This window comes from Corynebacterium sp. MSK032 (assembly GCF_030232065.1).
Lineage (GTDB): Bacteria > Actinomycetota > Actinomycetes > Mycobacteriales > Mycobacteriaceae > Corynebacterium > Corynebacterium jeikeium_D.
On sequence record NZ_JASPJR010000014.1, the window covers coordinates 27,938 to 49,513 of the forward strand.

At 63.1% G+C, this 21,576-nt stretch carries 18 protein-coding genes and 1 tRNA gene; 5 read left to right on the forward strand and 14 right to left on the reverse strand.

Translation table 11 applies throughout. From position 1 onward, the window contains the following. Positions 1-11: 11 nt before the first annotated feature. The 8 genes from QP995_RS08810 to QP995_RS08845 all read right to left on the reverse strand — a co-directional run bounded on the left by QP995_RS08810 (position 12) and on the right by QP995_RS08845 (position 10,030). Positions 12-1,001: a Ppx/GppA phosphatase family protein gene (locus QP995_RS08810; protein ID WP_049172251.1), complete on the reverse strand. Its 990-nt coding sequence runs from the start codon at positions 999-1,001 to the stop codon at positions 12-14. Next, positions 1,002-1,538 carry a DUF501 domain-containing protein gene (locus QP995_RS08815; protein ID WP_048733959.1) on the reverse strand — a complete coding sequence of 179 codons (537 nt, stop codon included), beginning with the start codon at positions 1,536-1,538 and terminating at the stop codon, positions 1,002-1,004. 139 nt (positions 1,539-1,677) lie between these two features. Further along, on the reverse strand, positions 1,678-2,214 hold the full coding sequence (locus QP995_RS08820; RefSeq protein ID WP_048733957.1) for an FtsB family cell division protein: 537 nt from the start codon (positions 2,212-2,214) through the stop codon (positions 1,678-1,680). A 112-nt stretch (positions 2,215-2,326) separates the two neighbouring features. Beyond that, positions 2,327-3,601, reverse strand: coding sequence for a phosphopyruvate hydratase (eno, locus tag QP995_RS08825; protein WP_048733955.1), 1,275 nt, complete (start codon positions 3,599-3,601; stop codon positions 2,327-2,329). Between the two features lie 85 nt (positions 3,602-3,686). Further along, entirely contained in the window at positions 3,687-4,547 is an 861-nt protein-coding gene (locus QP995_RS08830) for a lytic transglycosylase domain-containing protein (protein WP_049172246.1), read from the reverse strand. Between the two features lie 71 nt (positions 4,548-4,618). Further along, complete coding sequence (locus QP995_RS08835) at positions 4,619-5,659, reverse strand: MazG nucleotide pyrophosphohydrolase domain-containing protein (protein ID WP_049172244.1); 1,041 nt, start codon at positions 5,657-5,659, stop codon at positions 4,619-4,621. Positions 5,660-5,666: 7 nt separating this feature from the next. Then, entirely contained in the window at positions 5,667-9,293 is a 3,627-nt protein-coding gene (gene mfd / locus QP995_RS08840; RefSeq protein WP_070595508.1) for a transcription-repair coupling factor, read from the reverse strand. 44 nt (positions 9,294-9,337) lie between these two features. Then, the gene (locus tag QP995_RS08845) at positions 9,338-10,030 is read right to left on the reverse strand and encodes a TetR/AcrR family transcriptional regulator (protein WP_284853127.1); all 693 of its coding nucleotides are present in this window, start codon (positions 10,028-10,030) and stop codon (positions 9,338-9,340) included. A gap of 110 nt (positions 10,031-10,140) precedes the next feature. Here QP995_RS08845 and QP995_RS08850 point away from each other — a divergent pair. The 5 genes from QP995_RS08850 (at position 10,141) to pth (ending at position 14,403) form a co-directional block, all read left to right on the forward strand. Further along, positions 10,141-10,211: transfer RNA gene (locus tag QP995_RS08850), tRNA-Gln, on the forward strand. Positions 10,212-10,298: 87 nt separating this feature from the next. Next, positions 10,299-11,789 (forward strand): bifunctional UDP-N-acetylglucosamine diphosphorylase/glucosamine-1-phosphate N-acetyltransferase GlmU, encoded by a 1,491-nt coding sequence (gene glmU, locus QP995_RS08855; RefSeq protein ID WP_284853128.1) that lies wholly within the window; start codon positions 10,299-10,301, stop codon positions 11,787-11,789. Positions 11,790-11,796: 7 nt separating this feature from the next. Further along, the gene (locus tag QP995_RS08860; protein WP_016423206.1) at positions 11,797-12,774 is read left to right on the forward strand and encodes a ribose-phosphate diphosphokinase; all 978 of its coding nucleotides are present in this window, start codon (positions 11,797-11,799) and stop codon (positions 12,772-12,774) included. A gap of 250 nt (positions 12,775-13,024) precedes the next feature. Continuing rightward, on the forward strand, positions 13,025-13,666 hold the full coding sequence (locus QP995_RS08865; RefSeq protein WP_038626221.1) for a 50S ribosomal protein L25/general stress protein Ctc: 642 nt from the start codon (positions 13,025-13,027) through the stop codon (positions 13,664-13,666). Between the two features lie 128 nt (positions 13,667-13,794). Then, positions 13,795-14,403, forward strand: coding sequence for an aminoacyl-tRNA hydrolase (pth, locus tag QP995_RS08870; protein ID WP_284853129.1), 609 nt, complete (start codon positions 13,795-13,797; stop codon positions 14,401-14,403). A 180-nt stretch (positions 14,404-14,583) separates the two neighbouring features. Here pth and QP995_RS08875 read toward each other — a convergent pair whose 3' ends face one another. From QP995_RS08875 to QP995_RS08900, 6 genes are all read right to left on the reverse strand, one after another. After that, complete coding sequence (locus QP995_RS08875; protein WP_016423209.1) at positions 14,584-16,317, reverse strand: ABC transporter ATP-binding protein; 1,734 nt, start codon at positions 16,315-16,317, stop codon at positions 14,584-14,586. Next, on the reverse strand, positions 16,314-18,092 hold the full coding sequence (locus QP995_RS08880) for an ABC transporter ATP-binding protein (RefSeq protein ID WP_070653328.1): 1,779 nt from the start codon (positions 18,090-18,092) through the stop codon (positions 16,314-16,316). The genes QP995_RS08875 and QP995_RS08880 overlap by 4 nt, the downstream gene beginning before the upstream one ends. Continuing rightward, positions 18,089-18,772 (reverse strand): SAM-dependent methyltransferase, encoded by a 684-nt coding sequence (locus tag QP995_RS08885; RefSeq protein WP_049172229.1) that lies wholly within the window; start codon positions 18,770-18,772, stop codon positions 18,089-18,091. The genes QP995_RS08880 and QP995_RS08885 overlap by 4 nt, the downstream gene beginning before the upstream one ends. A gap of 106 nt (positions 18,773-18,878) precedes the next feature. Continuing rightward, complete coding sequence (locus tag QP995_RS08890; protein ID WP_070653326.1) at positions 18,879-19,616, reverse strand: ABC transporter permease; 738 nt, start codon at positions 19,614-19,616, stop codon at positions 18,879-18,881. Continuing rightward, positions 19,613-20,365, reverse strand: a complete 753-nt coding sequence (locus QP995_RS08895; protein WP_049172223.1) for an ABC transporter permease — start codon at positions 20,363-20,365, stop codon at positions 19,613-19,615. Before QP995_RS08895 ends, QP995_RS08890 begins: the two co-directional genes overlap by 4 nt. After that, on the reverse strand, positions 20,362-21,405 hold the full coding sequence (locus QP995_RS08900) for an ABC transporter ATP-binding protein (protein WP_049172221.1): 1,044 nt from the start codon (positions 21,403-21,405) through the stop codon (positions 20,362-20,364). The genes QP995_RS08895 and QP995_RS08900 overlap by 4 nt, the downstream gene beginning before the upstream one ends. Positions 21,406-21,576 lie beyond the last annotated feature (171 nt).

Consider the following 21,576-nt stretch of genomic DNA (forward strand, 5'->3'; position numbering starts at 1 on the left):
CCTAAGAAAGATTAATGGGCGATATGGGTGTCTACCAAACTCGCCACAATTCCGTCGAGGATATCCTTCTCGCTGATGTAGAAAAAGCGCTGCTCTTCCTTCGCTGCCTCGGAAAGCGGCAGCGCCTCAAACATGTCCATCAGACCGTCCACAATGATGGAACCGCCGGCGAAGACATCCGCGCGCTTCGGATGCATCACGGGATTGGCAGCGAGGGACTCCGCGTCGGTCTCAATCACGGACGCGGTCAGCGCACGCAACGCCGCAAAGCGCAGCTGCGACAGGTGGATTGCCTCCGGGTCGTAGGTTTCTAGCCCCTGTGCCAGCGCCGACAGCGTGGTGAAGGTCCCGGCGCAGCCGACGATGGTGCGAGCCTTGTCGACAGGCACCTTCGCAACAATCTCGTCGGCCAGCTCCGCAACATACGAACGCGCCTCCTGGACCTGTTCCGCCGTCGGTGGCGAGGCCTGCAGGAACCGTTCGGTCAAGCGCACACTGCCCATAGCCACGGAATCAGAACCGGCTACCGTACCATCGTGGTCACCGACAATAACCTCGGTGGAGCCACCGCCGACGTCAATGACGCAATACGGACCGAGCTCGGGCTCCAAGTCATCTACCGCCCCGCGGAAGGACAGCGCGGCTTCCTCGTCGCCGGAAATAACCTCGGCCTCTGCACCCCAGGGAGCGAGAATCTCGCGGGTCATGGCGAAGAAATCGTCGCGGTTGCTTGCGTCGCGTGTCGCCGATGTCGCCACCATTCGGACTGCTTGCACTTTTTCGACCTGCATAAGCTCCGCATACTTCGTCAGAGCCTCCCGCACGCGCTCCAGCGCCTCTGGAGCCAGCATGCCAGTGGCATCCACGCCCTGGCCAAGGCGGACGATTTCCATCAGTCGGTGCAGTTCTGTGATTTCGAGAACTCCATCGACAACCTCGACCCGGCTGATAAGCAGGCGAAGCGAATTAGTGCCGCAGTCGACGGCAGCGAGGGTCGTCATTTATCCCTCCACCCCCGGATACGCAATACCGAGCTCGGCAATCGTGGGCCAATCTGCGGGAATCGCGGTGCCGCGCAGCTTCTCGTTCTCCGCCGCCAGCGCCACCGACTCAGTACCCAGTCGGAAGTGATTCGGCCCCTTGGCCAGCGCGTAGGCAATAAGAACGTGGAGGCACTTCACGCGCGTCGGCATGCCGCCACCGGAGAAGTCCGTGCCCAGGTCTTCCATCTCATTGCGCTCTGCCAGAAACGCCTCGTGCGCGCGCTGGTAATCGGCGGCGAGCTCTTCGTCGCTTTCCAGACGCGCGGTCATTTCTTTCATCACGCCGGTCGTCTCCAACCGAGAGGCCTCGGCGGTGAGTCGCGGATCAGTTAGGTAAAAGAGCGTGGGAAACGGAGTGCCATCGTCCAAGCGCGGCTTCGTCTTGACCACACCAGGAGTGCCGTCGGGGCTGCGGTAAGAGATGTCCACTACACCGCGCGGTTCACGTCCGAGCTGCTCCGCTATCACTTCCAAATCTGCGGTATCCACAGACATCGGTCACACTCCTTTTGCTTCCGTTTTTACTGACACATAATCTCACAGTCGCCTTACAAGCGCGTTGCTTCGCTTTACGACGGCACACTCCGCCGCGCATGCAACCTCACCGAGAGGCCCCAGGTAGCCCTACGGAGGTTTAGGACTCCGGTACCGTCGGCAAGCTCTCTGGCCTCGTTGCCTGATCGCGCCCCGGATTAGGGCGAGTCTCTTCGGGTTCGGGCGGGATGGAAATGGAATCCCACAGCGTCTCGTACCACTTCTTGGCCTGGTGCTGCGGAATTTCCTCCGGCTGCGTCACAGGCTGTTCGCCCACGGCCGGATCGAGGATACGGAATGGGGTCTCCCCCGGCTCTACCAGCCCCAGGCGCAGACGTGCCTGCTCCTTAACATAGGCGGGGTTGGAGTACAGCTCCTTTTCATCCTCTAACTGCTTAATTCGCTGTTCCATGCGAGCAATATTGTCCTGCGTTGCGGCTACATCCGCCTGCTGTTGTGCAAAAGTCCGCAGCGGAATTGCGAGAACAGATACTAAGAAAAGCACCAGCAGACCAATACCGATCTTCTGTGCCGTGCTCAGCGAGCGCATTCCCGATGCGATTGCCGCTGCCGAACGCTGCCCCGCCCCTGCAGGGCGCGACTGTGTTCCGCGGCGAGATCGGTCCGATGCACTCATGCCCCACACTCTACCCGACCGCCAGCCGATGAAATAACAAAAACCCGCCCACAACCACGTGCGTGGTGCGGACGGGCAGTGCTAGACGCAGCTTTCGCAGCGCCTCAGCTCTTTACTTGAAACGCGGGAATGCGCTGCGACCAGCGTAGACAGCAGCGTCACCCAGGTACTCCTCGATGCGCAGCAGCTGGTTGTACTTAGCAACGCGCTCGGAGCGAGCCGGAGCACCGGTCTTGATCTGGCCACAGTTCAGGCCGACAGCCAGGTCAGCGATGGTGGTGTCCTCAGTCTCACCGGAGCGGTGGGACATCATGGACTTGTAGCCGGCGTTGTGAGCCATTGCGACGGCCTCGAAGGTCTCGGACAGGGTACCAATCTGGTTGACCTTGACCAGCAGAGCGTTAGCGGCCTTCTTCTCAATGCCCTCTGCCAGACGCTTCGGGTTGGTGACGAAGAAGTCGTCGCCGACGATCTGGACCTTGTCACCAAGCTGAGCAGTCAGGGTGGTGTAGCCCTCCCAGTCATCCTCCTGCAGCGGATCCTCGATGGAGACGATGGCGTAGTTCTCAACCAGGTCAGCGTAGACAGCTGCCATCTCCTCAGCGGTGTGCTCGCCGCCCTCGAAGTGGTACTTGCCGTCCTTGAAGAACTCGGAAGAAGCGACGTCGAGAGCCAGAGCGACATCGTCGCCCAACTTGTAGCCTGCGGCCTCAATTGCCTCAACAATCAGGTCCAGTGCAGCCTTGGTGGAGTCAACCGACGGAGCGAAGCCGCCCTCATCACCGAGGCCAGTGGACAGGCCCTTGTCCTTAATGACCTTCTTGAGTGCGTGGTAGACCTCAGCACCGACGCGCAGTGCTTCCTTGAAGGTCGGGGCGCCAATCGGAGCAATCATGAACTCCTGGACGTCAACGCCGGAGTCAGCGTGTGCGCCACCGTTGAGGATGTTCATCATCGGAACCGGCAGAACGTGACCGTTCGGGCCGCCGACGTAGCGGAACAGATCCAGGCCAGCGGACTCAGCAGCAGCCTTGGCAACAGCCATGGAAACACCCAGGATTGCGTTAGCACCCAGGCGGGACTTGTTGTCGGTGCCGTCCAGCTCAATCATGGTCTTGTCAACCAGACGCTGGTCCTCAGCCTCGAGGCCAATAATTGCGTCCTCAATCTCCTCGAGCACAGCGCGGACAGCCTTCTCGACACCCTTGCCCAGGTAACGGTCTCCGCCATCGCGGAGCTCGTGTGCCTCATGAACGCCGGTGGAGGCACCGGACGGAACCGCAGCGCGGCCCACAGCGCCGTCTTCCAACAGCACCTCAACCTCAACGGTCGGGTTACCACGGGAGTCCAGAATTTCGCGTGCGTTCAACTCGATGATTGCAGCCATAGGTCACCTTTCCGCCGGAACCGTTCCGGCACATGACTCCAATTGTGGCACGGTTTGCCAACCTTCGCCTTAAATCCTTTTCACCCTATGCGGGCTGATTCAGCGCATAGTTCGCCGCAGCGTCCCGAACATCGCGAAGATACTGCTCAGACTGGTTATATGAGCGAATTGCAGATGCCCACCCTTCCGGGGTGGCGAGGTCGCGTTCCCCACTGCAGAGCATCCGTGCGGTGGTCGCAGTTGCGTCGTCGATGTTGTTGGGGTCGGCGACACCATCACCAGACGCATCCATCGCAAAACGATGCCAGGTCTCGGGAATAAACTGCATCGGCCCCACAGCGCGGTCATACTCTGTGTCACCGTCGAGTTCGCCGTTGTCAGTATCGAGAACCTCAGCAAACCCACTCGTGCCGTCCAGCGGCGGACCGATAATCGTCGGACTGACTACCCCATCGGCGCCGATATGAGCCGGCTTGAGCCAATTGCCCGAGTACGTGCCGTGATTAGTCTCCACTTTGCCCAGTCCTGCAAGCGTGTTCCACTCCAGGTGGCAGTTCGGGAACTGTTCTGCCGCAATCACATATGCGTTGCCGTAGGCGCGGAGAGCGTCCTCAGAAATACCCGTCTTCGGGGAAATCTGCTGCGCCCACTGTCGGAGCTGTTCCGAGGTGCGCCCGGGCGCGTTGACATCAATCATCGGCGGTGGCTCAGCCGCAGCAGGCGGCACATTATCCGGAATCGGCTTCTTGGTCAACGACGGGATTACGGGTCCAGTGAACATAGCCAACGCCCCAACCGTGCCAATGATGATCAGCACCGCCAGGGAGGTTAGACCGAGGCAGCCACAGCCTCTCGAGGACTTCTTTTTCCCCTTACTGCGGCCACGCGGCTTCGCCCCGCGGGGTGCGGGGTGCGCGTATTCATCAAAGGGAGAATTAGAAGGCATGGGGAATTACTCTACGGGGTAGACCGTAAAAATCACTCAAACTCGAGGACAGAAATCACTTTTGCTGGAAACTAGCTGTCGCTTTCCGACGGGCCGAAGTCCTCAGCCTCTTCGTTATCTTCGCTGCCCGCTGCCCACTGCTCAGCACTGCCGGCCTGCTGATTCTCCATCTGGGCCAGCTCAGTCAGGAATGTGCGTGAAGCCTGTCGGGTCCGTTCTTCCGCACCGGACTCAGTCTCCAGCCCCGGGGTCGGGACCAGAATCTCCACTGGAATGTCTGCATCGGACAGTCCCAGTGCACGTGCGCGGCGGATGGCTTCCTCAGCCAAAGTCAGAGCTGGCAGCTGTGTGGCCGGGTTCGAGCGCGGACGTCCGCGGCCGTAAGCCCACAGTCGCTCCTGTTCTTCCTCCGACACCATCTCTCCCTCGGCCACAGTGCCGTCGAAGAGGTACGGCTGACGAGCGCGCATCTTCAAAATAAAGTCGGTCGCCACATCGTCGAAGTCGAAGTCCTCCGCGATTTCAGCGTGGAAGAGGATCTGCAGCAGCAGATCCGACAGCTCGCTACGAATGTCACCGCCCTCGTTGACTGCGTCGACAAACTCGTAGGCCTCTTCAATGAGATACGGCAGCAGGCTCTTGTGCGTCTGGCGAGCTTCCCACTGCCCCGTGCGCCGTGCTGCCGCCATGATGTCCACGGCCTCGACGACGTGGGGCAGACGAGCTGCGGCAAGCTGTTCCTGCGGAGTCAGCGGTTCTGCAACAGGCTCTGCCCCTGGCTCTGCAACCGGTTCTGGCTCAGGTTCTTTCACCGAGTCCTGCTGGGGAGCCGCCGCAACCTGAGCTGCCGGAGCTGCTGGGTCCGGCGCATCATCCAGCTCGACCGAGTAGACCTTCTCGCCCGCATCGAGGCGATCGAGTACCTCGTCGTTTTCCATATCGGTGGTGACCAGAATCTCCGCCTGGGACACCGAGTGCCCACCGGCGTCGGCGATTGCCCAGCGCACACGGATCGGGACTTCTTCGGTGTAGCTGACTTCACCGGTCAGCAGGCTAGCGGCTTCCAGCGGAATCGCTGTTGGAAAGCGGCTATCGAGCTTGATGATAGTCATACGGTTTCTAGTCCTTTCCCATGTGCGAGATATCCATACGTGGAATTCCCGCCATCGATGTCAAGAAGTCTGCTACCCACTGCACCAATGCAATGTCGCGGACAGGTTTTGCCCGCAACCCTCGCCCTTCCTTCGGCATTCCGACGGAAACCGTGCGCGTTGCCGCACGGTAGGTCGCCTGTGGATACAGGCGCTTGAGACGCACCTGCTTGGAGTCAGCAAGCTCCATAGGGGTTATTCTAATGTGCGCACCCATGGCTTGAACTTCATGCACGCCGAATTCCCGGCAAATAATTCGAAGTCGTGAAATAACCGCCAATCTCTCCACCTCAATGGGTGGGGTTCCGTAACGGTCAACGAGCTCTTCGAGCACTACGTCGATATCGTCCAGCGCACTGGCAGCAGCAAATTTGCGGTACGCCTCTAGACGTAGGCGTTCCGACGACACATATTCGGCCGGAATATTCGCATCGACCGGCAAATCGATCCGAACTTCCTTCGGTTCGTTATCGGAAGCATCCGGAGTTTCACCATCGGCCACTGCCTTCAGTGCGGCCACGGCCTCGCCAACCAGTCGGACGTACATGTCGAAGCCGACGCCGGCAATGTGACCGGACTGCTCCGCACCGAGGATATTTCCGGCGCCACGCATTTCCAGGTCCTTCATGGCCACAGCCATGCCGGCACCCAAGTCATTGTTCTGCGCGATCGTGGACAGACGGTCGTAGGAAGTCTCCGTCAGCGTCTGATTTTCCGGGTAGAGGAAGTAGGCATAGGCGCGCTCGCGGGAACGGCCCACACGACCACGCAGCTGGTGCAGCTGGGAAAGACCCATATGGTGGGCGTTTTCCACAATCAACGTATTGGCGTTGGCAATATCCAGGCCGGTCTCCACGATGGTGGTACACACCAGCACGTCGTACTCGCGCTGCCAGAAGCCATCGACCGTGCGCTCCAGCTGCTCCTCCCCCATCTGACCGTGGGCCACTACCACGCGGGCCTCGGGCACCAAATTGCGGATAGTCTGGGCGACTTTGTCAATGGTTTCCACCTTATTATGCAGGTAGAACACCTGGCCGTCGCGAAGCAGCTCTCGCCTGATAGCTGCGGCGACCTGCTTGTCGGACTGCGCGCCGACGTATGTCAGCACCGGGTGACGATCCTGCGGCGGGGTGAGAATCTGGCTCATCTCGCGGATGCCAGCAATCGACATTTCGAGCGTGCGCGGAATTGGCGTTGCGGACATGGTGAGTACGTCGACGTGGTGCCGTAGCGCCTTGATGTGTTCCTTGTGTTCGACGCCGAAACGCTGCTCCTCGTCAACGATGACCAGGCCGAGTTCTTTCCACTGCACGCCGGTCTGCAGGAGACGATGCGTGCCGATAACAATGTCGACCGTCCCGTTCTTCAACCCTTCGAGGACCTCCTTGGAGTCCTTCGGCGAGGTGAAGCGGGACAGTCCACGGATGGTGACCGGGAAGCCCTCCATACGTTGGGTGAAAGTGGTCAAGTGCTGCTGCGCCAGAAGTGTGGTCGGCACCAACACTGCCACCTGACGGCCATCTTGAACAGCCTTGAAGGCAGCACGCAGTGCCACCTCGGTCTTGCCGTAGCCGACATCGCCGATGAGCACGCGATCCATCGGCACCGGCTTTTCCATGTCGGACTTAATTTCGTCGATGGCCTGCAGTTGATCTTCGGTCTCGGTGAAGGGGAAGTTATCCTCCATCTCCTGCTGCCATGGCGTATCCGGCGCGAACGCGTGGCCCGGCGCGGCTTGGCGCTCGGCGTAGAGCTTGACCAGCTCTTCCGCAATCTCGCGGACAGCGCCACGGGCCTTGCGCTTGGTGGACTTCCAGTCCGACCCGCCCATCTTCGACAGGGTGGGCTTTTCGCCGCCGACATAGCGCGACAGCAAATCCAGGCTCTCCATCGGCACGTAGAGCTGGTCCGAGGGACCTCCGCGCTTGCTCGGTGCGTACTCGAGCACCACGTACTCGCGGCGTGCCTGATCCTCGCCCGTGCCGATGGTGCGCTCAGTGAGCTTCACAAACCGACCAATGCCATGCGTGTCGTGCACGACATAGTCACCGGCCTTCAGCGCCAGCGGATCCACGCGACCACGGCGCTTCGCCGGCTTGCGGCGCCCACCAAGCGCACCTTCCGCGATGCGGTTACCTGTGATGTCCTGCTCGGTAATCAGAGTCAGCGCGCCACCGGGAATACGCGGGAATACCAGACCACCGTGCAAAACACCCTGGTAGACGGTAATTCTTCCGGACTCGGGATACTCCGGACCTGCCGCCATGCGCGTCGCAATTCCGGCTTCCCTAAACTTTTCCGCTTGCCGACGCGCCCCCGCGGGCGTCGCCGCCACGTACGCCACTCGCTCCCCCGCGACCGTGGCATCGCGCAGCTGCTTCATCAGGTGACCAATTTCCTTTAAGTCTCCGCGTGGCGCGGGCCCAGGCTCGAAGGTCAGTGGCAGCACATCATCTTCGGTGACTCCCGCCTCCAGCATGCCGGGCGGGGAAATATGCCACGAAGTGGGCATCGGGATAGAGGCCAAGCTGCGGTACGCGCTGGGCTCCAGCCCATCCGTGGCGATTGGCGCCGAGCCACCCATCGCAGCAGTTTCCCACGCTGCGGCCATAAACTCCTCGCCTGCACTGATAAGGTCCTGTGCGCGGGAGCGAATGCGCTCCGGCCCGCACATGAGCACATGCGTTTTCTCCGGCATGACCTCGGTGAGCATCTTCATCGGATGCTGACTAATCAGTGGGATCAGCGATTCCATGCCCTCCACCCACTGGCCATCGCCGATGCGGGTGAGCATTTCTTGGACCTGGCCAGAGCGCGTGGTGGCGAGTTTCTCCGCGGCGGCCTTCACGTCGTCGTCGATAAGCAGTGCACGACACGGGAAGATATCCAGCTGGTCGACCTCTACCTCAGAGATCGTGCGCTGGTCAGCGACGGAAAAGGCGCGCAGGTCGGTGACCTCGTCACCCCAGAGCTCGATACGTACCGGCAGCTCTTCGGTCGCAGGGAAAACATCGACGATGCCGCCACGCACGGCAAATTGGCCACGCCTGCCGACCATGTCCACATGCGAATAGCCGTGATGCACCAACCGCTCAACTAGGTTCTCGCAGTCCTGGTCCAGCTGAACGTGAATGGGGGCACTGGTTTCAGCCTCGAGGTCGTCCACAATCGGCTGCACCAACGAGCGCACCGCCGCAATCAGAACGTCGACTTTGCCCCGGCGAACGTCGTAAAGCGCCTTACGACGCTGCGCCACAGTATCCACGGCCGGCGAAAGCTTCTCATGCGGGAGCGTCTCCCACGAGGGGAACATAGCTACACGGTCGCCGATCATAGACTTGACCTCGGCAGTCAGGTCCTCCGCCTCACGGCCGGTAGCCGTGATGACCAGCACCGGCACCTTCGTAGACATGGCGTAAATAAGGTGCGAACGCACCGCGTCCGCACCCGTGAGCGCCAGCTCGTCTTCGCCGATGCGCCCGAGCACGCCGACAAATTGAGGATCCGTGACAACGAGGCTTTCCAGCCCCGACAGCGGGTTCGGCAGAATGCTGGGTGTGGCTTTCGCCGAGGAAGACGCAGAAGTTGGCATAGCCCCAATATAACCATGCACCCCGGATCCACCCTGCGTGCTGGTTAGCCGTTCTCCGCCACCTGCATCGGGTCCGCTGCGGCACCTGCGCCGAACTTCGCGCCCTCAGCGGCCGCTGGCACATCAGCGGAGCCATGCAGAGTCGGAGAACCCTCCATGCCGGCCAGCCCGTTCCAACACAGGTTCACGATGTGCGCCGCCACTGTCTCCTTATCCGGACTGCGCTTCTCCATCCACCAGCGAGCGGTCTGCGAAACCATACCGACCATGCAGTTTCCGTAGAGCACCGACATGGCCGGGTCGAAGCCGGCGCGTTTGAAAGCCTCGGCAAGGATAGGCGTAATCGACTCAGTGGCATTATTCAGCAGCGTCTCATAGCCACCCGCCACGCCGGGGTCGCGAGAAATAATGGAGAATCCCTCCGGGTTTTCCTCCACATAAGTCAGCAGTGCCAACACCGCCTGTTCGATGCGGTAACGCGAGCGTCCCAGGGACAACGCTTCCCTAATCGTGGCCTCCAGGGTCTTCATCTCCTGGTCGACGACTGCCTGGTAGAGCCGCTCTTTGGTACCGAAATGCTCGTAGACAACCGGCTTTGATACCCCAGCTGCGGCAGCGATCTCCTCCATTGAGGCGGCATCAAGCCCCTTGGCGGCAAAGATTCCACGGCTGACTTCTGTCAGCTGAGCTTTGCGCTGTGGACCGGTCATACGTCGTCTCGGAGAATCGGAGGCCATGCTTTTAGATTAGTGGCTAAAGTCTTGCTATCGTATATCGCAGGCGCAAGCGAGTTGGCTGAGTCGAATCAGCGTCGAATCAGCCATGCAATTTTTCGCGTTTGCCCCATTCTCCCATGGTGTAATGGCAACACTCCGGTTTTTGGTACCGGCATTCTAGGTTCGAGTCCTGGTGGGAGAGCAAGCGGGGGGCCGGCCCCTTAATTAAGAAGTGACTTTTCGCCCCGCCGTGACCGTGATGCACCCTGACCGAGGAGTAGCAAGTTTCATGTCGAACGGTTCGGCCACCGCTGTGGTCATTCTCGCCGCGGGTCAAGGCACCCGAATGAAATCCGATACGCCGAAAATGCTGCACGCTATCGGCGGTCGTACCATGTTGGAGCACGCGCTCTATGCCGCCAAGGGCATTAATCCGGATGAGATTGCTGTTGTCGTTGGCCACCAGCGCGAAAAGGTAATCGACGCCATCGGGACTTGGGCCTCGGACACCGAGCACTCCAACGGTGTCGTCATTGCCCACCAGGACGAGCAAAACGGTACCGGCCACGCTGTTCAGTGCGCGCTGGAGCACCCCGAGCTGCAGAACTTCGATGGCACCATCCTGGTGACCACTTCCGATGTTCCGCTGCTGGATTCCGAAGCGCTCCAGGCGCTGCTCGAAGAACACAACCGCAAGCCACGCGCTGCCGTGACTGTGCTGACCTCCACTGCTGACAACCCGCACGGCTACGGCCGCATCGTTCGCAACGCCGACGGCGAAGTTCTGCGCATCGTGGAGGAAAAGGATGCCACCGACGAGGAACGCGAGATCACCGAGGTCAACTCCGGTGTCTACGCATTTGATGCCGAGACCCTGGCAAACGCTCTCAAGCAGCTGGACACCAACAATGCCCAGGGCGAGCTCTACCTCACCGATGTCATCGGCATCGCCCGTGAGGCCGACCGCTCAGTGCGAGGCCACCGCCTCGCCGATGCCACCGTCGTCGCCGGTGTCAATGACCGCGTCCAGCTGGCTACCCTTGGCCGCGAGCTCAACCGTCGCACCTGCGAGGCAGCTATGCGCGGGGGCGCCACTATCGTCGATCCGGACACCACGTGGATTGACGTTGAGGTGGAAATCGGCCGCGACGTCACGATTCTGCCGGGCACGCAGCTGCACGGCAAGACCGTGATTGGCGACGAGGCCACCGTGGGACCGGACACGACACTGACCAACATGGTCGTCGGCAAGCGCGCCAGCGTCGTACGTACACACGGTTCCGATTCGGAGATCGGCGAGGATGCGACGGTCGGACCGTTCACCTACATTCGCCCGAACACCAAACTCGGTGTCGGCGCGAAGCTCGGCGGCTTCGTAGAAGCGAAGAACGCGCAGATCGGAAACGGTTCGAAGGTTCCGCACCTGACCTACGTCGGCGATGCGGAGATTGGCGAGCACTCCAACATTGGTGCCTCCAGCGTGTTCGTGAACTACGACGGTGTCAACAAGCACCGCACCATTATCGGCTCGCATGTTCGCACCGGCTCCGACACCATGTTCATCGCTCCGGTGACCGTGGGTGATGGTGCGTACTCAGGTGCAGGTACTGTTATTAAGGACGACGTTCCTCCGGGAGCATTGGCGGTCAGTGGTGGCCGTCAGCGCAACATCGAGGGATGGGTCGAGCGGAAGCGTCCAGGTACCGCTGCTGCTGAGGCATCGAAGGCGGCTCAGGTAGCTGACAACGCTGACAACAACAAGGAAGACCAGGAAGGCTAGACGGCAGATGACCGGCCAGTGGATCGATAACCAAAAGAACCTCATGCTCTTCTCCGGAAGGGCACACCCGGAATTGGGCGAGGCAGTTGCCAAGGAGCTCGGCACAGAGCTGACTCCGATGACCGCTCGTGATTTTGCCAACGGCGAAATCTTCGTGCGCTACGAGGAATCCGTCCGCGGTTCCGATGCCTTCGTACTGCAGGCGCACCCGGCACCGCTGAACAAGTGGCTCATCGAGCAGCTGATTATGATTGACGCGCTCAAGCGCGGTTCGGCCAAGCGCATCACCGCTATCCTGCCGTTCTTCCCATACGCCCGCCAGGACAAGAAGCACCGTGGCCGTGAGCCGATTTCCGCTCGCCTGGTCGCTGACCTGCTCAAGACCGCAGGCGCTGACCGCATCGTCTCCGTGGACCTCCACACCGACCAGATTCAGGGCTTCTTCGATGGCCCGGTCGATCACATGCACGCCATGCCGATTCTGTCGGAGTACATCAAGAAGAACTACTCCCTGGACAACCTGGTCGTGGTCTCCCCTGACGCCGGCCGTGTGAAGGTTTCCGAGAAGTGGGCCAACACCCTGGGCGACGCCCCGCTGGCCTTCATTCACAAGACCCGTTCCGTCGATGTCGCAAACCAGGTTGTCGCCAACCGCGTGGTCGGCGAGGTCTCCGGTAAGACCTGTCTGCTCATCGACGACATGATTGACACCGGCGGCACCATCGCCGGCGCTGTCAAGGTGCTGCGTGAGGCTGGCGCTGAGGATGTCATCATCGCTACCACGCACGGCGTCTTCTCCGACCCAGCTCGCGAGCGCCTGTCGAAGTGCGGTGCCCGCGAGGTCATCACCACCGATACCTTGCCGCAGTCCACCGAGGGCTGGGACAACCTGACCGTCCTGCCAATCGCACCACTGCTGGCTAAGACGATCCACGAGATCTTCGAAAACGGTTCCGTCACCACCCTCTTCGAGGGTCAGGCATAAGTTCTTTCCGCTTGCCGACGGGCACCCCGCCGCGACCAGCAACCTAGTTTTGCTGGTGGTGGCGGGGTTTGCTGTTTGACCTGTTAGTCCACTACAATTTCTCCGGTAAGTCTCGGCGAGGGCGGCCACAGTAGGTGGTTGCCGTTATCGACGCGACGCTCGCAGCCCAACTTTTGCGCCCACGGTGGCATGGATGCGGCACGTGCTCGACTCGACGACTCAATATCGAATCGTTTAGGAGTCCATTTTCATGGCAAAGCCCAACATCATCAAGATTGATGCCCGTAACCGCACCGAGTTCGGCAAGGGTGCCGCTCGCCGTGCCCGCGTTGCTGGCGACATCCCGGTTGTCATCTACGGCGCTGACCTGGATGCCCCGAAGCACATCCTCGTTGACACTCTGGATTTCCACGCTGTCATCCGTAACCACGGTGTCAACGCTGTTCTGGACGTCAACATCGAGGGTGAGTCCCAGCTGTCCATGGTCAAGGCTGTTGACCAGAACCCGCTGACCCTCGACATCGACCACGCTGACCTGCTCGCCATTCACCGTGACGAGAAGGTTGAGGTTGAGGTTCCGGTCGTTCCGACTGGCGAGCTCGCTCCGGGCGCCCTGCTCATGCAGGATGCCGAGACCATTCTGGTCAACGCACCGGTTCTGGCTATTCCGGAAGAGATCGAGGTCTCCGTCGAGGGTGCAGAGGTCGGCACCATGGTTCACGCCGGCGACGTTACCCTGCCGGAGGGCCTGGTCCTCACCGACGACGCTGACCTTCTCATCTTCAACATTGTCGAGCCGGAGGAAGAGCCGGCTGGTGACGTCGATGCCGACATCGAGGGCATGGGCGAGGCTGAGACCCCGGATGAGCCAGCTGAGGAATCCGCTGAGTAATTATGAACTCGCAGGCCTAGCTACCACAGCTAAGTAAAAAAAGGGACGGACACTCTGGTCCGTCCCTTTTTTGTTCTTGAAACTCCCCGAAGCCAACAGACCGCGCGCTGTGTGCCAAGATTGAACTCATGAACGCCTCCACCACACCTTTGCTTGTCGTGGGGCTCGGCAACCCTGGGCCCAAATATGAACTCACCCGCCATAACGTCGGGCATCTGGTGCTAGATGAACTAGCCAGCCGCACTTCTCCGATGCCGTCGTCGTTTAGCGTGCACAAGAAGTCGAATGCTGAGATAGTCCAGACTCGGTTCAAGACTTCCGACGGTGGCGAGCGGCAGGTGATTCTGGCTAAGCCCCGGACGTACATGAACCTGTCGGGTGGACCGGTCGCGGCGCTGACAAAGTTCTTCAACGTCGCACCTACCGACGTCGTGGTAGTCCACGATGAGCTGGACCTGGACCCGGGCGTGGTGCGCGTCAAGCGCGGCGGGGGCGAGAATGGCCACAATGGCCTGCGCTCGACCACGAAGTCGTTGGGCACGAAGGACTACATGCGCGTGCGCATTGGCATTGGCCGTCCTCCGGGCCGCCAAGATCCGGCGGACTACGTGCTGCGTAACTTCAATGCTAAGGAACGCGAGGAGCTCGCTTTCACTCTGCCCACTGCGGCGGAGGCGGTGGAGCTAATCGCCAGCCACGGGCTGGAGATTGCGCAGAACCAGATTCACGGGCGGTAGCAGAAGCGGGAGGGGGGGGCTATTTTCACGTTCCCGGGAGCTTCAGTCTTTACAGCTCGTCGGTGTTCGTGCTGCTCGGCGTTTTCGTCGGCGTTTTCGCTCTGTCCACCGAGCGCCTGGCGGTGGGATTCGGGAAGCTGCGGCAGGGCGCCCGTGAGGGCATCGACCAGGTGATGAGGATCAGGCGCCCGAGGAGCTCCCCGTCCGGCACGCCCACGACTCGGCGTAGCGGCCGCCCTTCGCCAGCAATTCATCGTGCGTGCCCCGTTCTGCGACCGTCCCGTCCTCCGAAAGCACGACGATGAGGTCGGCATCGCGAACGGTGTGCAGGCGATGGGCGACGACAATCACGGTGCGATCGCCGCGCAACGCCTCCATCGTGCCGACGATCGCCCGCTCAGTGGCCGCATCCAGCGAGGACGTCGGCTCGTCGAGAAGCACCACCGGGGAATCCTTCAGAAGCGCCCGGGCGATGGCGAGGCGCTGCCGCTCGCCTCCCGACAGCAGCGTCCCCTCCTCCCCCACCGGGGTATCCCACCCGGAAGGCAGCAGCTCCACGATGCGGTCCACCCCGGAACGCCGGGCGGCCTCGCGCAAGCGATCCCCGTCACCGGGCTCGGAACCGAATCCGGGATCGGCGAAGACCACGTTGTCCCGCACGGACGCGTCGAAAAGGAACGTCTCCTGGAACACCGGGGTCACCAGCGAGTTCACGCCGTCGGTGCCAATCCGAGGCAAGGGTACCCCGCCGATGAGGACCTCCCCCGAGTCCGGATCATGAAAACGCGACAGCAGCCGCATGACCGTCGTCTTGCCCGCCCCCGACGGTCCCACTACGGCAACCAGCGCTCCCTGAGGGGCACGGAAGCTGACGCCGTCGAGAACCTTCTTATCCCCGTACCCGAAGCTCACGTCGCGGAACTCCACGTCATGCCCGTCGGGCAGCTCCGGTGCGGCAGGTTCGGGAAGGGCGGGGATTGCCCGCAGGTCACGCAACGCAGCCAACGTGTTGCGGCCCGCACCGAAACCGCCGGACAACGCTCCCGCCGTGGTGATCGGTCCGGTGAACTGGACGACCACGATGAGCATCGGCGCCAAATGCGCCGGCGCCATCCCGCCCGTCGCGGCGACTGCCACGGCGACTATCACCGCCGCCGTGAACACCGCATGGACGACCGAACCCAGCCGTCCGATGGCCGCCCCCTGCGTCGACGTCGCCTTCGCGAACGCATCGTGTTGGGCCCGGATTGCCTCATCCACCATCGCGTCCGCCGCCGAACCGTCGCCCGCGGCGCGAATCGCCTGCTGGCAGCGGGTGAACTCGATCAGCCTGCCGGAGACGGCAGCGACGGCGTCAGCATGCGCTTCGTCCGACTCCCCGCCGACGCGACCAATGGCCCGGTAGGCGAAGAAGATCACCGGCGCCGACGCGACGAGAACCAAACCGACGCGCCAATCCACCGCCAGAATTCCGAAGGCGATGACGGTCGGCGCAACCGCCGCGGCGATGACAGGCCGCAGGATCACGTGCGGCACGGACGCCGCGAACGCGATACCCGACGATGCCATCTCCGAAAAGCGGCCGGCCGTGGACTTGGTGACGTACCCGAGTGGCAACGTCAGCACGCGTTCGCCCAGAGAACGCAGTAGGGACGACAGCACCGCTGCGGAATTCGCCCTGCCGACCGTCCCCGCGGCGAGAGACAGCACCGCATGGGCGGCCGCGAGGCCGGCGATGACGCCGGTGAAACGCCACGCCGTCGCATCATCTCCCTCGGCCAGAGCCGACAGCAGCGGCAGCAGCGCGACGAACGCCGCTCCCTGAGCCAGCGCGGCAAGCGCGGCCAACGCAATGAGCCACGCCAGCGTCATTCTCGAGCGCCGATCCGTCATCGACCACAAGTCCCGAATCATCGGTTCCCCGCCTTTTCATCGTCTAATTCAGTGCCCCGCGGGGCGGATGGTTCGTCGTCGAGCGCGAACGCGCGCCACAAATCCCGGTAGCGGCCACCGCGCGCAAGCAACTCGTCGTGAGTACCCGCCTCCGCAACCGCTCCCCCGTCGAGAACGAGGATGCGGTCGGCGTTGCGGATCGTGCTCAACCTGTGCGCGATCACAATCACCGTCCGTGAACGGGCCAAACGCTCGATTGCGGACTGGATGAGGGCCTCGGAAGCCGGATCCGCGTAAGCGGTTGCCTCGTCGAAGATGAGCACCGGCGCGTCCGTGACGATCGACCTCGCGATGGCCACGCGCTGCGCCTCACCACCGGAAAAGGTCACGTCGACGTTGACCACCGAATCCAGGCCCTTCGGCAGCGCCGCGATGACCGCATCGAGGTTCGCGAGCTTCGCGGCCGCCATGATTTCGCCGTCGGTGGCGTCTCTCCTGGCCAGCCGGATGTTCTCCCGCAACGGCAGCGTGAGCAACTGCGGATCTTGGAACACCACCGACACCGAGCGGTGCACGTCACGCACGGCAATGTCGCGAAGATCGGCGCCGCCCAGCAGCACCGAGCCTTCAACGGGGTCGTAGAAACGCGCCAACAGCCGGGCGACGGTGGACTTTCCGGAACCGGAGGCCCCCACCAGCGCAGTGAGGGTCCCCGGTTCGAACGTCGCGGACATCCCGTCGAGGACCCGCGGCCCATCGCCGTAGGAGAAGACCAGGTTCCGGGCCTCGAGCGCGCCTCCGCGCACGGGCACCGGATCGGCGGGCTCGACGATCGGCGGCGTGCCCAGCACCTCCGCGATGGACTTCAGGGCAGCGATCCCCGCGATGATGGGTTCGGAGTTCATGGCCACCCGCACGATCGCCGCGGAGAGTCCAAGGCCGAGAACCAGCCCGGCGACGAGCCCCTCCGGTAGACCTCCCGCGGCGTCCCTCAGAGCGAGGCCGGCCCCGCACACCACTGCGAGGACTGTGATCGGGGACGTCACCACGTCGATGACCCCGAGATAGATGTTCGACTGCCGGGACCAGGCAGACCACGCACGGACGAACGACAGCGCCGCGGCATCGTAGCGACCCGCGCCCTGGTTGGCGCGTCCGAAGGACTTCATCACTGAGATACCTCGCACCAACTCGATGACCGCGGCCATCACTCCTTCGGAGGCTCGCTCGTAGTCGCGCTGAAGACCGGCTCCGCGCGAAATCATCACACCCATCAGGGCGAAGGTGACCAGCACCGGGACGACCGCCACCGCCGCAATCCGCCAATCCACCGCGACGAGCGCGATGAGGGAAAGCATAGGAACCAGCACCGCCACCACGGTCTCACCGACGGTGTGGCCCATGAGCTGGTGGACAGCCGCGACGTCCTTCTCAACCGACCCGATGATTCCCGACGAGCGCCGGGCGTCCAGCCAGCCCAGCGGCAACTTCCGGATTTGGGCGACCAGCCGGCGCCGAAGGTGGAGCTGCAGGTCGTTATCCGCCCGGTGCGAGAGCATGCCGGCGGCGCCGTCCGCGGCCATGCGCACCGTTGCGGCGACGACAATGACAGCCACGGCCAACCACGTCCGATGCTCCGGGGCCTCCGGGTACGTCATCGCGATGTCGATGATGCCGACCAGCGAAGCGACGGTAGCCACCGACGACAGGACGGATAACGCGACCACCGCACGCATCCGGGTCCGGATCGGGGCGAGCAGCGACCACGGGCCTACAGTCCCGTCCACGGCGCTCACTTGCCCGCCTCCCCGATTGCGCTTTTCTTCGTGAGAGTACAGAAGTACACCATGCCGGCGTGTGAGGCTCCGCCCAGCTTCAGCCCGTTGGCTTCGGCGAGGTCCTCGAGCTCGCTGTCCCGGAACACCCGGTGGCCCATCTTCGCCATGATGGCCATGTCGACCCGCTCGTTCACGTCGGGATCCTCGGCGAACGTCTGCACGTAAGCGATGCCGTCGTCGGCGAGCAGCCCGGCGACCCTGCCGAGCGCGGCACCCGCATCCTTCATTTGGTGGAGCGCGCCGCACACCCAGATTTCATCGGCCCCGCCGGTCTCTCCCGCGAGCGGCGCGAGGACGTCGGCGACGTGGAATTCCGTCCGGGCCCCGAGCCCTTCGACGGCGGCGCGTTCGCGGGCGATGCGGATCGCATTGGGCGACAGGTCGTAGCCGACGATGTTCGCCCTGCGATAGCGAGGCTCGGCGGCGAGCATGCGGGAGAGCCACCCGGTTCCGCAACCGAGGTCGAGAACCCGGGCCGGCGCATCCGGCCCGGGATCCAGCGCACGGAGCTGCCGATACACGGCGGCGGCGTCCATCGGTTCACGCGCATAGCGGCTGAGGAACCTCGGCTGGACCTTGTCCTCGTAGGCCACGAGGAGTCTGCGGTTGTTCTGGACGATCTGGGCAATCGACTTCATCTGGTTCTGTCTCCGGGGGTGTGGGCCGCGTCCACGCGGCGGTTTCGGGTTAGGTGCTCGGGTTCGCGGGCCGTCGTCGGCGGCGCCGCGCCCGTGGACGTGCCCGTCATGCAGACTCCCCCGGCCTCGTTTTCACGGCGATGCCCCACGCCGCGAGCACGGCGATGCCTAAGAACCAGGCCGCGCAGACCACCAGACCCGCAGCCCCGGTGCCGTTGACGGCCTCGCCGGCCGCGGATACGGGGGTGTGCCCGGCGATTCCGCGCAGGAGAGGACGGAAGTGGTCGGCGGGCATGAGCACCGTGTTGACGAACATCGCAACGATGATTAACGGGATGAGGGCCACGGAACCCTGGGGGCTGGTGATGGAGAACGCGATGTACGTGCCGGTGCATGCGGCCGCCGCGGCAACCATCGCGCCGGTCACCGCGATCCTCCACCACCAGGACACCTCCGGGGGGCCGTCGGAAAGCAAGGCGGCCACCGCCGCAACAACGACCGTCATCGCCATGATCCGGATGAACTCGGCAATAATCCGTGCGGCCGGCACGGCCGCGTACGGTGACGGCATGGTGATTAACCGCTCGTGGAAGCCATTGCTGCGTTCAACGAACACGGTGGACGATCCCGTGATGGCCAGGATGAACGCCCACGCCGTCACGACCAGGATGACCGCGTTCCGGAGTTCGAACTCTCCGGTGAGCTGCCTGACCAGGCCACCGAACATGCGGTTGACGATGAACAGGTACACGAGCGGAGCAATGAACGTCATGAACCAGAAGTCGGGGCGCCGCAGCCAAATGTGGGCGATGCGCCGCAAATGCACGAAGATGGCGTCGATCATGATTCGCTCCTCGAAGTGAACCGGCGGATGAACAGGACGATTCCGGCGACCACCGCGACACCGAGCCACAGGGCTGCCTCTTCCCCGGCGCTATCCGGGAAGGCGTCCGGGGACGCTGCCCTGATCACCTCGATCATCGGCGAAAACGGCATGTGACGTACGACGTCGCGAAGGGAGCCGTCCAAAGCGGTCGCCGGAATGAACGCGGTGGAGAACATAAGCAGCAGCATTTCCAGCGCCTGGATCGATGAGGCCGTCGACACCGGGGCGGGCACCATCAGGATCACCCCGTCCGTGACCAGGGACAGAACCGCTGCGGCGAGCAGTGACCACAGGACAGTCCACGCGACGTCACCGACAGCCATGTCGAGGCCACAGGCCCACGCGACGACCAGCAGCGCCGCGATCGACGCGGACATCCGCAGCAAATCGGTGGCGAGCCTGCCGGCGACATAGCCGCCTGTGGCCCCGGGCAACACGCGCACGCGGTCAACAAGCCCGGATTCGACGTCCTGTCCCACCGCCATCGCCGACGCCGCGGCGGTGAACATCGCCGCCTGGAACAGGCAGCCGCCGAGCACGAAACGCAGGTACCCGAAGCCGGATTGCCCCGCCGAGTACCCAAACACCGCGTACAGGCACAGCAGGAAGAGGGGCGGAACTACGAACATGGAGATCAGCGACGCGGTGTTGCGTCGCAACAGCAGCAGATCCCGATGGAGAAACGCCGCGACCGACGTCGCACTCATCGCGCCGCACCCCCTGCGTTCATCGATATGAACACCTCGTTGAGGGTGGGCGGCGACACGCTCAGCGAATCCGGCAACGCTTCCGAGGCCTCCATCGCCCGCGCCACCGCCTCGAGGATCCGCGGTCCGGGGTCGACGTCGAGGGACACCGACTTCCCCGCGACGCGGGCGCGGTCCAGGCACGTTCCCCCGAGGCAGCGGGCGAACGCCTCCGCCCCGGCGGCGGTGGCGAAGGACACGCGGAGCACGTGCGACCCGAAGTCGCGGCGCAATTCCTCCGGCGTTCCGCTGGCGACGATGCGGCGGTCCTTGAGCAGATGGACGTGGTCTGCCAGCGCCTCCGCCTCTTCCAGGTACTGGGTGGTCAGCACCAGGGTCATTCCGTCGTCCCGCAGCTGCCGGATGAAGCCCCACAGCTCTTCGCGGCTGACCGGGTCCAACCCCGTCGTGGGTTCGTCGAGGAACAGCAGCCTGGGCACGACGCACAGCGACGCGGCGATGTCGAGGCGCCGCCGCATGCCACCCGAATAGGCCGACACCAACGTCGAGGCACTGTCTGCGAGCGAGAATTGCGCGAGTAGTTCCGTCGCGCGGGCGGCCGCGTCGGCGCGGTCGAGTCCGCGCAGCCGCCCGAAGAACTCCAGGTTCTCCCGGCCGGTGAGGTTCTCGTCGATCGCCGCGAATTGGCCGGTGGTGGCAATGTCGGCGCGCACGCCCACCGGATCCTCTTTCACATCGCGCGAGAAGATGCTCACCTCGCCGGAGTCTGCGGTGATGAGCGTCGACAGGATTCGGATGAGAGTGGTCTTGCCTGCGCCGTTGTGGCCGAGGAACGACACAATCGCCCCGGCGGGCACGGTGAAACTCACGCCGTCGAGCACATGCTTGCGCATCCGGGCACCGCGCTTTCCCTTACGCCCGCCGTCCGGCGGGGCACCTGCACCGCCTTCGGGCGCGGTGCCCGCTTTGCCCGCAATCGGGTAGCTCTTCGTGAGGTTGCGGACGACGATCGCCGCACCTCGTTCAGCTTTCTCCGTCATCGTTTCCCCTTTTCTTTGGTATCGCAGTGGGCCGCTGTCGGCAGCGGCCCCGTGGTCGGGTTGTCATGCGGCACCTCGATATGGATGCCCGCATCGCGGGCGAAGGCGAGGACCGGTTCGAGGAGCCGGGGGTGGCCGACGAGATCCCGGCACCCCGGCGTGACCGGCTTC